Annotated in this window: 13 protein-coding genes; 5 read left to right on the forward strand and 8 right to left on the reverse strand. The window is 58.8% G+C overall.

Going from position 1 to position 12,739, the window contains the following annotated elements; all coding sequences use genetic code 11:
* Positions 1 to 25 precede the first annotated feature (25 nt).
* From H8S56_RS08480 to rpoE, 4 genes are all read right to left on the reverse strand, one after another.
* Positions 26 to 1,408 (reverse strand): DegQ family serine endoprotease, encoded by a 1,383-nt coding sequence (locus H8S56_RS08480; RefSeq protein WP_235201088.1) that lies wholly within the window; start codon positions 1,406 to 1,408, stop codon positions 26 to 28.
* Between the two features lie 334 nt (positions 1,409 to 1,742).
* Positions 1,743 to 2,708, reverse strand: a complete 966-nt coding sequence (locus tag H8S56_RS08485) for a MucB/RseB C-terminal domain-containing protein (RefSeq protein WP_187518383.1) — start codon at positions 2,706 to 2,708, stop codon at positions 1,743 to 1,745.
* Between the two features lie 8 nt (positions 2,709 to 2,716).
* On the reverse strand, positions 2,717 to 3,310 hold the full coding sequence (locus H8S56_RS08490; RefSeq protein ID WP_187518384.1) for an anti sigma-E factor RseA C-terminal domain-containing protein: 594 nt from the start codon (positions 3,308 to 3,310) through the stop codon (positions 2,717 to 2,719).
* 33 nt (positions 3,311 to 3,343) lie between these two features.
* Positions 3,344 to 3,925, reverse strand: a complete 582-nt coding sequence (gene rpoE / locus H8S56_RS08495; protein ID WP_002554912.1) for an RNA polymerase sigma factor RpoE — start codon at positions 3,923 to 3,925, stop codon at positions 3,344 to 3,346.
* A gap of 497 nt (positions 3,926 to 4,422) precedes the next feature.
* Between rpoE and nadB the strand changes: the two genes are divergently transcribed.
* On the forward strand, positions 4,423 to 6,039 hold the full coding sequence (gene nadB, locus H8S56_RS08500; protein ID WP_187518385.1) for an L-aspartate oxidase: 1,617 nt from the start codon (positions 4,423 to 4,425) through the stop codon (positions 6,037 to 6,039).
* On the opposite strand, the gene H8S56_RS08505 is transcribed toward nadB, so the two are convergent.
* Both H8S56_RS08505 and H8S56_RS08510 read right to left on the reverse strand, forming a co-directional pair.
* A complete protein-coding gene (locus H8S56_RS08505) occupies positions 6,008 to 6,472 on the reverse strand; it encodes a protein YgfX (protein ID WP_024687736.1) in 465 nt (154 codons plus the stop codon). The two genes, nadB and H8S56_RS08505, sit on opposite strands and share 32 nt — an antisense overlap.
* Entirely contained in the window at positions 6,456 to 6,710 is a 255-nt protein-coding gene (locus tag H8S56_RS08510; protein WP_024687737.1) for an FAD assembly factor SdhE, read from the reverse strand. Before H8S56_RS08510 ends, H8S56_RS08505 begins: the two co-directional genes overlap by 17 nt.
* 147 nt (positions 6,711 to 6,857) lie before the next feature.
* On the opposite strand from H8S56_RS08510, the gene ygfZ reads away from it, so the two are divergent.
* A complete protein-coding gene (gene ygfZ, locus H8S56_RS08515; protein ID WP_187518386.1) occupies positions 6,858 to 7,799 on the forward strand; it encodes a CAF17-like 4Fe-4S cluster assembly/insertion protein YgfZ in 942 nt (313 codons plus the stop codon).
* Positions 7,800 to 7,908: 109 nt separating this feature from the next.
* On the forward strand, positions 7,909 to 8,730 hold the full coding sequence (locus H8S56_RS08520) for an HDOD domain-containing protein (protein ID WP_187518387.1): 822 nt from the start codon (positions 7,909 to 7,911) through the stop codon (positions 8,728 to 8,730).
* Here the strand turns inward: H8S56_RS08520 and H8S56_RS08525 are convergent.
* Positions 8,724 to 10,115 carry a sensor histidine kinase gene (locus tag H8S56_RS08525; protein WP_024687740.1) on the reverse strand — a complete coding sequence of 464 codons (1,392 nt, stop codon included), beginning with the start codon at positions 10,113 to 10,115 and terminating at the stop codon, positions 8,724 to 8,726. The two genes, H8S56_RS08520 and H8S56_RS08525, sit on opposite strands and share 7 nt — an antisense overlap.
* Positions 10,108 to 10,779, reverse strand: coding sequence for a response regulator (locus tag H8S56_RS08530; protein WP_024695149.1), 672 nt, complete (start codon positions 10,777 to 10,779; stop codon positions 10,108 to 10,110). Before H8S56_RS08530 ends, H8S56_RS08525 begins: the two co-directional genes overlap by 8 nt.
* Before the next feature lie 455 nt (positions 10,780 to 11,234).
* Here H8S56_RS08530 and H8S56_RS08535 point away from each other — a divergent pair, with 455 nt between their 5' ends.
* Both H8S56_RS08535 and H8S56_RS08540 read left to right on the forward strand, forming a co-directional pair.
* Positions 11,235 to 12,218 carry a Bug family tripartite tricarboxylate transporter substrate binding protein gene (locus H8S56_RS08535; protein ID WP_187518425.1) on the forward strand — a complete coding sequence of 328 codons (984 nt, stop codon included), beginning with the start codon at positions 11,235 to 11,237 and terminating at the stop codon, positions 12,216 to 12,218.
* Positions 12,219 to 12,280: 62 nt separating this feature from the next.
* Entirely contained in the window at positions 12,281 to 12,739 is a 459-nt protein-coding gene (locus tag H8S56_RS08540) for a tripartite tricarboxylate transporter TctB family protein (protein ID WP_024687743.1), read from the forward strand.

Raw genomic sequence — 12,739 nt, forward strand, 5'->3', positions numbered from 1 at the left:
CGCCCTTCCTCATCAAACGAGCGGGTTATTCAGACAGTTTGAAGGTGATGAACGTCGCACGTCCCTGACGCAGGACACGCATCGAAACCGAACGATCCTTGGGCAGGCTTTTTGCTACATCGGTGAACTGCTTCGCCGAGGTGATGGCCTGATTGTTCAGATGCGTAATCACATCGCCAGCCTGCAGGCCGATCAACGAAGCCGGACCACCGGTCACCTCCTTGATCGCCACACCGCCCTTGAGGTCCAGCGTCTTCTTCTGCTCAGCCGTCAGCTCAATCACCGACACACCCAGGCGATTACTGCTGCGTTCAGCACCCGCGCCTGGCACACCGCCCATTTCCTGACCTTCATCCGGCAGCGCACCGACCGTAACGGTCAGGTTCTGACGCTTGCCGTCCCGGATCACTTCAAGCTCGGCCTTGCTGCCGTCCTTGAGATTACCGATCAAGTGCGGCAGGTCAGCCGACATGATGATCGGCTGACCATTGGCGCTCAAAATCACGTCACCAACCTGCAGCCCGCCCTTGGCGGCCGGACCATCTTCAAGCACCTGCGCGACCAGCGCCCCGGCTGGCTTGTCCAGCCCGAACGATTCAGCCAGGTCCTTGTTCACTTCCTGAATCACAACACCCAACCAGCCGCGGCTGACTTTACCGCTTGCCTTGAGCTGATTGGCAACATCCATGGCGACGTCGATCGGGATGGCGAACGACAGGCCCATGAAGCCACCCGAGCGGGTGAAGATCTGTGAGTTGATACCCACGACCTCACCGGCCATGTTGAACAGCGGACCACCCGAGTTGCCGGGGTTGATCGCCACGTCGGTCTGGATGAACGGCACGTAGGTGTCATTCGGCAGACTGCGGCCCTTGGCGCTGACGATACCTTTGGTCACCGAGTGATCGAAACCGAATGGCGAGCCAATCGCCAACACCCACTCGCCGACTTTGAGCGTGTTGGAGTTGCCCAGTTTGGCGGTCGGCAGGTCCTTACCTTCGATTTTCAGCACGGCCACGTCGGTGCGCGGATCAGTGCCGACCAGCTTGGCCTTGAGTTCGCTACGATCGGAAAGCCGCACGAGAATCTCGTCTGCACCGTCGATCACGTGGTTGTTGGTCAGGACATAGCCATCAGGAGAGATGATGAAACCTGAGCCCAGCGACTGAGCTTCGCGCTGGCGATCGCCCTTGCCTGGCGGACGTGTCCCTGGCGGCATGCTGCGCTCGAGAAACTCGCGCAGCATCGGCGGGAGGCCTTCAAGATCCGGCACCTGCTGATTGGCGATGGCACGATCAGGCAATTTCTGGCGCGTGCTGATATTCACGACCGCAGGCGATGCCTGCTCGACCAGCCCGGTGAAGTCCGGCAGATTTTCGGCCTGAACGGCAGCGACCTGACCGAGCATCAGCACGGCGGCAATGAGAGATAGATAAGATTTCACACGTGGTATCGACATACGACTCCCGTTCATAACGAGCAGAGTTAAGCAGTACAGATCAACCGACCCGGGGAACCGGACATCGTTCGATGCGCTTCCCGGCAGGTTTTCAAGGCCCACAAACGACAAAGGCCAGAGCTGCGAGGCTGTGACCTATAGAAAAAAATGAGAGTTTTTGCAACTTGCAAACCTCACCAAACATTTCAGTATCTCGGCCAAGGGCCAGGTTGACTGCGGTCTGGAGGTAGGTCGAACCCAAGATGAAACCTTTTACATCCCGGGCGATTTTCATCGAATCGACTTATTTTTTGCCTTGAGCATCATTGCCACGTATGGACAACGCAATACGCTCGGCAGTACCCAAGGGTATCTCTCCGACTACCGTAACCATAGTGTCACCCTGAGGTGTGGTCAAACGTCGCGATACGGCGACCGTCGGGCCCAACTGAGTGCGAATGTCGGACGATGCATTGCCACTGACAGGCTCGATGAACACGGAAAAACGCGCAAGGCCATCGCCATACATGAGGCTGGTGACCGGCGAATTCGTCTCAGCGTCCTTGCGAACACCACTGCTGCTCAGCTCAAAGCCGGGCGGCAGCCAGTCTGAACGCCAGGAAACGGCATTGATCTGTGCTTGTGGCTTGCCCTTGGCCGTCGCAGCAACCACAGGCTTGCACTCGGCACTGGCCTGCAGCGACTGGTCCGACGGACCATTGGCGGTATCGAAATCGGTGAACTGAAACCGCTCAAGCAACTGGCCCTTGTCACTCAACAGCAATGACTTGAGCGCAAGCCCGGTTTCATTATCGATATGCAATTCCATGCCATAGCGATGCTGATCCTTCGGGGTCACTGCAACAATGGTTGTTGCACGACCGGCCACCCGGGACTTACCGACAACTTTCATGTCGTACCAGGCAGACAGCTTCTTGACATCGAACGAGCGTGCAGCGGCATCAGGGATATTGGTGACGCCTGCTTCCAGAGTGCCACTGACGCACTGGGTCAGCCCGTCAACACGCGACACTTCCTGGGCAGAGCCATCAAGCTGGAGCAGTCGCTCATGGACTTTGCCATCCGCTACGCGGTGCCAGACCCGATGAGTCGAAAAACTGCCATTGCGTTCGTAAACGAACGTACCTTGATAACTCTGCTGTTGATCGACCTGCCCAAGACGCTTGAGCAAGTCCTGTGCATCATCAGCATGAACCGGGAGGGCAAGCCATCCACCTAACAGCAACGGCAATAGCGGAACGGCTCGCATGATCCTCCTTAACGGTTTTCCAGACTGGCAGCACGGGCGTAAGGCAGCGCACTTTCAGTGCCCTTCAACGCAGCTTCCTGAGCATGTTGACGCAGGTAGCCTGGCAGACGCTTGTCGCCCTCGCCAGCCTGGCCCTGCAATACACCATTGGCCATAGGGCCTGGTGCCTGCTCGGCGCTCTCGGTGTAACCAGCCAGTACGGCCGGACCTTTGACCTGTGGAACAGTCAGGCTGGCAGGCTGTTGGGTCTGCTGCGCCAATTGCGTACCGGTGATTTCGTCCTGGTTGTACAGACGAACACCAGCCAGAACAGCAACGGTTACAGAAGCGGCGACGGCCAGACGACCCAGCGAACGCCACGGACCGCGGGCTACTTTAAGAGGACTGACTTCATCGGCGATTGCGGCAGATACAGCTGCCGAGATGTCCAGATGAGGCATCAGCAATTCTTTGTGCATGGCTGCACGGGCAATCTGATAACGCGACCAAGTGGCACGCGTATCTGCATCGTCAATGGCATTCAATACCCGACGCAATTCCAATTCGTCCGCTTCGTTGTCCATCACTGCGGACAGCGATTCCTGCAGGGCTTCACGACTCATGGCGGGTTCCTCTCTTGGGCTATCGCCGCTGTCTCAGGATTCCTGCAACAACGGCTGCAGGGCTTTATCGATGGCTTCCCGAGCGCGAAAGATGCGAGAGCGCACGGTACCAACAGGACATTGCATGACGCTCGCAATGTCTTCGTAACTCAGACCATCGAATTCACGTAAAGTTAGTGCAGTACGCAAATCTTCCGGGAGAAGCTGGATGGTCCGATGGACAGTACCCTCGATCTCATCCCTCAACAATGCACGCTCCGGCGACTCGATGTCCTTGAGGCCATGATCGCCATCGTAGAACTCCGCGTCCTCAGACCTCACATCGCTATCAGGTGGCCGCCGACCGCGCGACACCAAATAGTTTTTCGCCGTGTTGATGGCGATACGGTACAGCCACGTATAAAACGCACTGTCGCCGCGAAAATTTCCGAGTGCGCGATAGGCCTTGATAAAGGCTTCCTGCGCAACGTCCTGAGCCTCATGGGTGTCGTGCACGAATCGCACGATCAACCCGAGAATCTTGTGCTGATACTTCAGCACCAACAGATCAAATGCTCGCGTGTCACCGCGCTGAACGCGCTCGACAAGCTGCTGATCCTCTTCCTGGGTTAGCATGAACACTCCTCATTGAGCTTAAAGGAGCGTTGCAACTGATATTGTTCAGGCTCGCAAACATAGACTCGGGCTTTGCGCAAAAGTTCTCCCCCTTCAAGCAAGTTTCCTGCAGACAGTCATTCGGCCTGCACGAAAAACGCAGCGCGACACGGTCGACTGCGTGAATAGTCTTGTCGTCGGTGCGCAGTCGATGATCACTTATCGAACCCTGCGCAAGCCAACGCTGTTCCTTTATAGGCAACCTGCTATTGAGCCCGGATCCCTCTGAAAAGTTCCATGAGCACAAATGCAGGCGTTAACCTCGATCTGCACGCTCCGCTTCCCCTTCGTGGCGCCTGGGGCGCTTGAACAAGAAAATCCGGAGCAAAAGCGTATGCATGTTGGCAAGGACTGAAGCACAATCCTTGTTTACCGTGGTTCCACAATGCCATGAGGCGCGGCTATTGTGCCGATCCCCTAAAACTTATACTAGTGGCCGCTAGAGGCAGAATTTACAGATGAGCCAACATTTTCAGCATGACGTATTGGTGATCGGCAGCGGCGCAGCGGGCTTGAGCCTGGCGCTGACTCTGCCCGAACATCTGCGCATCGCGGTCCTGAGCAAGGGCGATCTGTCCAACGGCTCGACATTCTGGGCTCAAGGCGGCGTGGCAGCAGTGCTCGACGACACAGACACGGTGCAATCCCACGTCGAGGACACCCTGAATGCCGGAGGCGGTCTCTGCGACGAAGAGGCCGTGCGCTTCACCGTCGAGCACAGCCGTGAGGCCATCCAGTGGCTGATCGATCAGGGGGTTCCGTTCACCCGTGGCGACCATGCTGACACCGAGGAAAGCGGTTTCGAGTTTCACCTGACCCGCGAAGGCGGCCACAGTCATCGCCGGATCATTCATGCCGCCGACGCCACAGGTGCCGCCATTTTCCGCACGCTGCTCGAACAGGCCAGCAAGCGACCGAACATCGAATTGCTTGAACAGCGCGCCGCCATTGATCTGATTACCGAGCGCAGACTGGGACTGCAAGGCCAGCGCTGCCTGGGTGCCTACGTGCTCAATCGTAAAAGTGGCGAGGTCGACACCTACGCTGCCCGCTTCACGATTCTGGCGTCAGGCGGCGCGGCCAAGGTCTACCTGTACACCAGTAACCCCGATGGAGCCTGCGGCGATGGCATTGCCATGGCCTGGCGCTCCGGCTGCCGGGTGGCGAATCTGGAGTTCAATCAGTTCCACCCCACCTGCCTGTATCACCCACAGGCCAAGAGCTTTCTGATCACTGAAGCACTGCGCGGCGAAGGTGCCTACCTCAAGCTGCCGAACGGCGAGCGTTTCATGCCACGTTTCGACGAGCGGGCAGAACTGGCCCCGCGCGACATCGTGGCCCGCGCTATCGACCACGAGATGAAGCGCCTGGGTATCGACTGCGTCTACCTGGACATCAGCCACAAACCCGAAGCCTTCATCAAGACGCACTTTCCGACGGTATACGAACGCTGTCTTGAGTTCTCCATTGACATCACCCGGCAGCCGATCCCGGTCGTTCCCGCCGCGCACTACACCTGCGGCGGCGTGATGGTCGACAGCCACGGGCGCACTGATGTACCGGGCCTGTATGCAATAGGCGAAACCAGTTTCACGGGGTTGCACGGTGCCAATCGAATGGCCAGCAATTCATTGCTCGAATGCTTCGTCTACGCACGCTCTGCGGCGGTGGATATCGAACAGCAACTCGGTGATATTCCGGTGCCGGGCAACCTGCCAGGCTGGGACGCCAGTCAGGTGACCGATTCCGACGAGGACGTGATCATCGCGCACAACTGGGATGAGCTGCGACGCTTCATGTGGGACTACGTCGGTATCGTGCGCACCAACAAGCGCCTGCAACGCGCCCAGCATCGCGTGCGACTGCTGCTGGATGAAATTGACGAGTTCTACAGCAACTACAAAGTCAGCCGCGACCTGATCGAGCTGCGCAATCTGGCGCAAGTCGCCGAATTGATGATTCGTTCGGCAATGGAACGCAAGGAAAGCCGCGGCCTGCATTTCACGCTGGACTATCCGGATATGTTGCCCCAGGCGCTGGACACTATTCTGATACCGCCCACCTACGCCGGCTGAATTTCAGGCGTACGCGCAGACGTCGGTGAACATCCGGCGTCAGCGCATCGAAGGGAATGCAGCAACTGCTCACCTGCCGCGAAGGCCGACCGGCACTGATCGTGCGAAAACGCAGAATCACGACCAGCGGCAGCGCCAGGCTGTCCTTGCATAACTGCACCGGCTGCCAGCCGCCCTGCTCGCTCCACACGCGCCAACCCTGCGGATCGCGCTGCAATCCGCTGAACGCTGTGGCACCACGGAGCAATATCGATCCAGGCAAAACCCGGATTGCATGCACCGCACAGAGCGCAACACCGACAGCTGCCATCAGGGCTGCAATATCCAGCCAATACAGGGCAAACAGCGCCAATGCCTGAGCCGCGAGGTAGGCCGCCAGTAGCAGGCGGGAAGCCTGCCAGCGGCACTCGAAGCGATCAGTCGGGCTGTACACGGTCCAGGATCATGCGAACCATTCGCTGCAATTCAGCATCTTCGGACTCGGCACGCTGCATGAACCAGCCGAACATGTCCTGATCCTCGCACGTCAGCAGACGGCGATACAGATCACGGTCCACGTCGTTCAGATGTGGATAGACCTCGCGAACGAACGGCACCAGCAGCACGTCCAGTTCAAGCATTCCGCGACGGCTGTGCCAGTAAAGGCGGTTGAGTTCAACGTCTTCGACCATGGAGCGCTCCTCAAAGTAGGCGGCGAGTATACAGCCGTGAGGCGACTGAGCGAATCGCGTAATGGTCGCAGCAGTTTTCATGTAGCCGTATTCATATTCATAACTGGGCACTATGATGTGCCCCAGACTTTTCCATTTGCGATGACCATGGCCCACTCAGCTTTCTTCTGCACGCTATCCCATGAGGGCGTTCTTGCCGTTCGCGGCGTGGATGCCAGCAAGTTTCTGCAGGGACAATTGACCTGCAACTTCAATTACCTGAGCGACGACCGGTCCAGCCTCGGTGCCCGTTGCACCCAGAAAGGCCGAATGCAGTCCAGCTTCCGGGTCCTGCTGGAAGGCGATGGGTGCCTGCTGGCCATGGCACTGGAACTGATAGAGCCGCAATTGCTGGACCTGCGCAAATACGCCGTGTTCTCCAAATCGAAGCTGACCGACGAAAGTACGGCCTGGGTGCGTTTTGGCCTGCACAACGGCGACAGCGCGCTGGTCAGCCTGGGGCTCGACCTGCCGCAGGAAACCGACTCGGTGACACGTGCCAATGATCTGATCGCGATTCGCGTGTCACCTTTGCGAGCCGAACTCTGGGCGCGCGCCGAACAGGCCGACACTGTCCAGTCACGGCTTGCCTCGCAGCTCAGTGAAGGCACGCTCAATGACTGGTTGCTCGGTCAGATCGATGCAGGCATCGGCCAGGTGTTTGCCGAAACCCGCGAGGAGTTCATCCCTCAAATGATCAACCTGCAGGCGGTGGGCGGAGTCAGCTTCAAGAAAGGCTGCTACACCGGACAGGAAATCGTTGCTCGCATGCAGTATCTGGGCAAGCTCAAGCGCAGGCTGTACCGACTGTCGATGCAGGGCAGTGAAGTTCCAGCGCCAGGGACAGCGCTGTTTTCGCCTGTGCATGCAAGTGCTGTGGGCAATGTTGTACTTGCCGCGCGATCGGAACAAGGTATCGAGCTGCTGGCCGTCCTGCAGGCCGATGCAGCAGAAAGCACCCAGGTACACCTGGGCGCTGCCGATGGTCCGGCGCTGCAATTGCGTGAGCTTCCCTACATTCTGGACAGCAAGCTCGAAACGCAGCGCTGAATCGAACGAACGCTCCCACGATCCTACTGTCATTAAAGCGACCCGGCATCCTGGCGCTCACTGAGCGCCAGAAAGACTCTGGACACCCCTAAAGGCTGCGAGACGCAACATGAGCAAGATGGCTGACGAGGTGCAGAGAAATTTGATCAAGGCCATCGACAGAGATGCCTTGTTTCTGCCAACCCTGCCCGAAGTAGCATTGAAAATTCGCCTTGCCGCTGAAGACACTGAAATCAGCATCGCCGCACTGAGCAAGGTTATCGGTAGTGATACCGCGCTGTCCGCTCGCCTCATCAAAGTGGCGAACAGTCCGTTGCTGCGACCCAATTTCGAGGTCAGCGACGTGAACACAGCGATTCTCCGTCTGGGCGTGAACTACACCTGCAATCTGGCCATCGGTCTGGTCGTGGAGCAAATGTTCCATGCCAAGTCGGAAGTCATCGAACAGAAGATGCGCGAAATCTGGAAGCAGAGCCTGCAGGTCGCTGGAATAAGCTATTACCTGTGCCACCAGTACACCAACCTGAAGCCGGACCAGGCCACGCTGGCCGGACTGATTCACCTGATCGGAATTTTGCCGATCCTTACGTATGCCGAAGACCACTTCGATTTGTTGGCCGACCCTGTCAGCCTCAATCATGTGATCGACAATATCCATCCCGTGATCGGCGAACGCTTGCTGCGCTCCTGGGACTTCCCGGAGCCGCTGGCCAGCGTACCGGGTAAATTCCAGGACTTCACCCGCGTATCCAGAAGCCCCGACTACATTGACCTGGTGCAGGTCGCGACGCTGCACATCCACAAGAACACGGACCATCCTTTCAGTCAGATAGACATCGCAGATTTGCCCGCCTACAGCCAGCTGCGGCTGAGCAGGGCCAACGGCATGCTCAGCGCCGAAATGGATGACGCCAAAGACATGCTCTACTGAGCCTGAGCCACACCAAAGCTGACCCTGACCTTCAAACCACGCTCCGCGCCGTCGTGCAAAGAGATACGTGCGAGATGCGCCCGACAGATCTCCCCGACAATCGCCAGCCCCAGCCCTGCACCACTGCCCTGCTGACTGCGCCGGTAGAAGCGCTCGAAGACGCGCTCACGCTCGGCCTGCGGAATACCGGGGCCGTCGTCTTCGACTTCCAGAATGCCAGGTGCATAGACGCGCAGTACCACGTTGCCACCGGACGGCGTATGGGCCAGCGCGTTGTCGATGAGGTTGCTCAACAGCTCGTTGAGAAGCGTCGGCTCACCTTTCAGCCAGACCGGCTGATCAGCCTCCAACGCCAGTGACACGCCGCGCGAATGCGCCAGAGGTGCCATTGCCATGCCGAGCTCCCGTGCCAGCTGGCTAAGGTCCAGATGTTGTGCGCCGCCCTCGGCAATCGCTCGTGCTCCGTTTTCGATACGCGCAAGCGACAACAACTGATTCGCCAGGTGAGTGAGACGATCGGTGCCCAGCGCTGCGGATTCGAGAGTGGTGCGCCATTGCTGCGGATCTCGCTCTCGCAAACCCAGTTCCACACGCGCTTTGAGAGCCGCCAGCGGCGTACGTAACTCATGCGCGGCATCGGCGATAAACTGCGCCTGACGCTCGAACTGCAAGCGCAGACGCTCGGTGAAATGGTTGAGCGCCCCGACCAGCGGTCGCAGCTCATGCTGCACTTCGACCATGGGCAGCGCCCGCAGATCGTCGGGCTGGCGCTCTTCGACGGCGGTGCGCAAACGCTCCAGCGGACGCAGCGCGGCACTGACCGTAAACCACACCAGCAACAAGGCTCCCCCGCCCAGCATACCCAGACGCAGCAAGGTGTCAGCCATCAGGCTGCGGGCCATGCCCTTGCGCGCTTCCTGGGTTTCAGCCACGCGAATTTCCGCCATGCCATTCATGCCAGGGTCGGTGACGGGCTTGAGCATACTCACGACCCGCACGTCCTGACCTTGATACATACCGTTATAGAACTTGGCGAGCGCCGGATAATCATCCGTACGCAAGGTGCCTGGCGGTGGAGAAGGCAGGTTTTCGTAGCCTGAAATCAGCTTCTGGCTGGTGTCGTTGACTTGATAATAAATCCGGCCTTCGCTGTCGTTGGCGAAGGTATCCAGCGCCACGTAAGGAATGTCGGCGCTCAGCGTGCCATCGCGCTGAGTCAGCCCGGCGGCAATGGTTCGCGCCGAGGCCAGCAGGGTGCGGTCGTAGGCGGTATCGGCCACTTCGCGCCCGTTCCAGTAAGCGCTCATGCCGCTGGCCAGCATCAACACGACCAGCAGCAGCGCAAGGTTCCACAATAATCGCCAGCGCAGGCTGTCGTTAATCATCGCGACTTTCCAGCAGATAGCCCAGACCACGAAAGGTCACAATGGCCACGGAATGCCCGTCGAGCTTCTTGCGCAGACGGTGCACGTAGATTTCGATGGCGTCAGGGCTGGCTTCTTCGTCCAGTCCAAAAACATGTGCGGCCAGCTGCTCTTTACTCATGACCCTGCCCGGCCTTGCGATCAGCGCTTCAAGCACGGCCTGTTCGCGGGACGTCAGGGTCAGCAGTTCGTCGCCGAGCGTGAAACGCCGTGTATCCAGGTCGTACGTCAGCACACCGCAGCGTTGCTGCCGCTCGCCACCCAGCACACTGCGGCGCAACAGCGCCTTGACCCGCGCTTCAAGCTCGGACAGTTCGAATGGCTTGGCCAGGTAGTCGTCGGCACCCAGATTCAGCCCGTGAACCCGGTCCTTGACGTCGCTGCGCGCGGTCAGCATCAACACGGGCAGATTCTTGCTGCGCGCTCGCAGGCGGGCAAGCACTTCAAAGCCATCCATGCGCGGCAGCCCGACATCCAGAATGGCGACGGCGTACTCCTCGCTGGTCAGTGCCAGATCGGCAGCGACGCCGTCGTGCAGGACGTCGACCGTCAAACCTGCGCTCTTGAGCGCCTGCGCGACACTTTCAGCCAGTTGCAGATGATCTTCCACAAGAAGAACCCGCATCGCCGTCTCCTGTTTGTCGGTGTTGTCATGTTGTTATTGAGGCGTGTGAACGCGGAGTTTACAGGCGTGCCGCCCACTGTGAAGCACTGAAACCACTCAACGCGTCTGCCCGTCGTTTTGAAAGGTACCTGAAAGGTTCGTGGTTTAGCATCGCGATACGACCCGCCAAAGGGTACGTAAACAAGGCGCCCGGATGCGTCTGAAAATAAAAACAATAAGCTGGTAAATGGAGTCACAACATGTCCACGCCCTCTCAGGCCAGGCAGCGCATCTATTGCGCTCCACTCTCGACCGCCAAAGGTCGATCTCCCTCCACCGCGCCCTTCAAGACGTTCGATGCAGCCTTTTGCAGCGTCGCCAGCGTTCATATGTCCGTTACGTCATCGAATGCACCTGACCGACATCGCTTGAACTGAACAGCTTTCCACATCCAAAAACAAAAACACTTCAGGAGACTGAACATGAAATTTTCCCTGCGTCAGGTAGCCATGACCGCCGGCTGCATGCTGGTTGCCACTCAATTGCTGGCCGAGCCCAAACGCCCTGAATGCATCGCACCGGCATCGCCGGGTGGCGGTTTCGACCTGACCTGCAAGCTGGTTCAGAGCGCGTTGATCAACGAGAAAATTCTCAGCACCCCGATGCGCGTGACCTATATGCCAGGTGGCGTGGGTGCTGTGGCGTACAACGCCGTGGTCGCTCAGCGTCCCGCCGATGCCGGTACGCTGGTGGCCTGGTCCAGCGGTTCGCTGCTCAATCTGGCGCAAGGCAAGTTCGGGCGCTTCGATGAAAACGCCGTGCGCTGGCTGGCGGCAGTCGGCACCAGCTATGGCGCCATCGCAGTCAAGAGCGACTCGCCGTACCGTAATCTCGACGACCTGGTCAAAGCGCTCAAGGCCGATCCGAGCAAAGTGGTGATCGGGTCGGGTGGCACGGTCGGCAGCCAGGACTGGATGCAGACGGCGCTCATCGCCAAGGCCGCCGGCATCAACCCGCGTGCGCTGCGATACGTTGCCCTTGAAGGCGGAGGCGAAATTGCCACCGCCCTGCTCGGCGGTCACATTCAGGTCGGCAGCACCGACATTTCCGACTCCATGCCACACATCCTCAGCGGCGACATGCGCCTGCTGGCCGTCTTCGCCGAGAAGCGCATCGACGAACCGGAAATGAAAGACATTCCGACCGCCAAGGAACAGGGCTACGACATCGTCTGGCCGGTGGTGCGTGGTTTCTACCTCGGGCCAAAGGTGAGCGATGAAGACTACAACTGGTGGAAAGCGTCGTTCGATAAAGTGCTGGCCTCGGAAGACTTCGCCAAATTGCGTGACCAGCGCGAGCTGTTCCCGTTTGCGATGACCGGCCAGGAGCTGGACACCTACGTCAAGAAACAGGTGGCCGACTACAAGCTGCTGGCCAAGGAATTCGGCCTGATTCAGTAATTGCACCCAATTGACTGACATGCAGTTGTGCCCGTACTGCGGGCGCGACTCAGGAGCTTTTCATGGTCATACAACGCATTTTTGCGGGCGTCCTGCTATTGGTCTGCATCGGCCTGGCCCTCATGGCATGGCCCTACCAGGCGCCCTTTTCCTACGAACCCGTTGGCCCTCGGGCGTTTCCACTGCTGATGCTCGGCTTGATGGGCGCTGCCCTGCTGTATCTGCTGATTCGTCCAACGCCCATCGTGCATAGCGAAGACGAGCCACCGCTGGATCGCGAAACGCTGGTCAAGATCGGCATCTGCATCGCCTTGCTGCTGGTGTTCGCAGGCCTGTTCGAACCGCTGGGTTTCATTCTTAGCAGCATCCTGATCGGTATTCCCATGGCGCGTCTGTACGGCGGGCGCTGGGTGCCCAGTGTGGTGGTGGTGATTCTGATGAGCGTCGGCCTTTACCTGCTGTTCGATAAAGCCATGGACGTTCCCTTGCCTTTGGGCCTGCTCAGCGTTCTGGAGAATTAA

Origin of the sequence: Pseudomonas triticifolii (genome assembly GCF_014358015.1) — a bacterium.
GTDB lineage: Bacteria > Pseudomonadota > Gammaproteobacteria > Pseudomonadales > Pseudomonadaceae > Aquipseudomonas > Aquipseudomonas triticifolii.

Excerpts from the sequence above, each read along its gene's own strand:
- H8S56_RS08480 (WP_235201088.1), bottom strand. The coding sequence starts at position 1,408 with ATGCTCGGTCAGGTCGCTGCCGTTCAGGCCGAAAATCTGCCGGACTTC.
- H8S56_RS08485 (WP_187518383.1), bottom strand. The coding sequence starts at position 2,708 with ATGCGAGCCGTTCCGCTATTGCCGTTGCTGTTAGGTGGATGGCTTGCC.
- H8S56_RS08490 (WP_187518384.1), bottom strand. The coding sequence starts at position 3,310 with ATGAGTCGTGAAGCCCTGCAGGAATCGCTGTCCGCAGTGATGGACAAC.
- rpoE (WP_002554912.1), bottom strand. The coding sequence starts at position 3,925 with ATGCTAACCCAGGAAGAGGATCAGCAGCTTGTCGAGCGCGTTCAGCGC.
- nadB (WP_187518385.1), top strand. The coding sequence starts at position 4,423 with ATGAGCCAACATTTTCAGCATGACGTATTGGTGATCGGCAGCGGCGCA.
- H8S56_RS08510 (WP_024687737.1), bottom strand. The coding sequence starts at position 6,710 with ATGGTCGAAGACGTTGAACTCAACCGCCTTTACTGGCACAGCCGTCGC.
- ygfZ (WP_187518386.1), top strand. The coding sequence starts at position 6,858 with ATGGCCCACTCAGCTTTCTTCTGCACGCTATCCCATGAGGGCGTTCTT.
- H8S56_RS08520 (WP_187518387.1), top strand. The coding sequence starts at position 7,909 with ATGAGCAAGATGGCTGACGAGGTGCAGAGAAATTTGATCAAGGCCATC.
- H8S56_RS08525 (WP_024687740.1), bottom strand. The coding sequence starts at position 10,115 with ATGATTAACGACAGCCTGCGCTGGCGATTATTGTGGAACCTTGCGCTG.
- H8S56_RS08530 (WP_024695149.1), bottom strand. The coding sequence starts at position 10,779 with ATGCGGGTTCTTCTTGTGGAAGATCATCTGCAACTGGCTGAAAGTGTC.
- H8S56_RS08540 (WP_024687743.1), top strand. The coding sequence starts at position 12,281 with ATGGTCATACAACGCATTTTTGCGGGCGTCCTGCTATTGGTCTGCATC.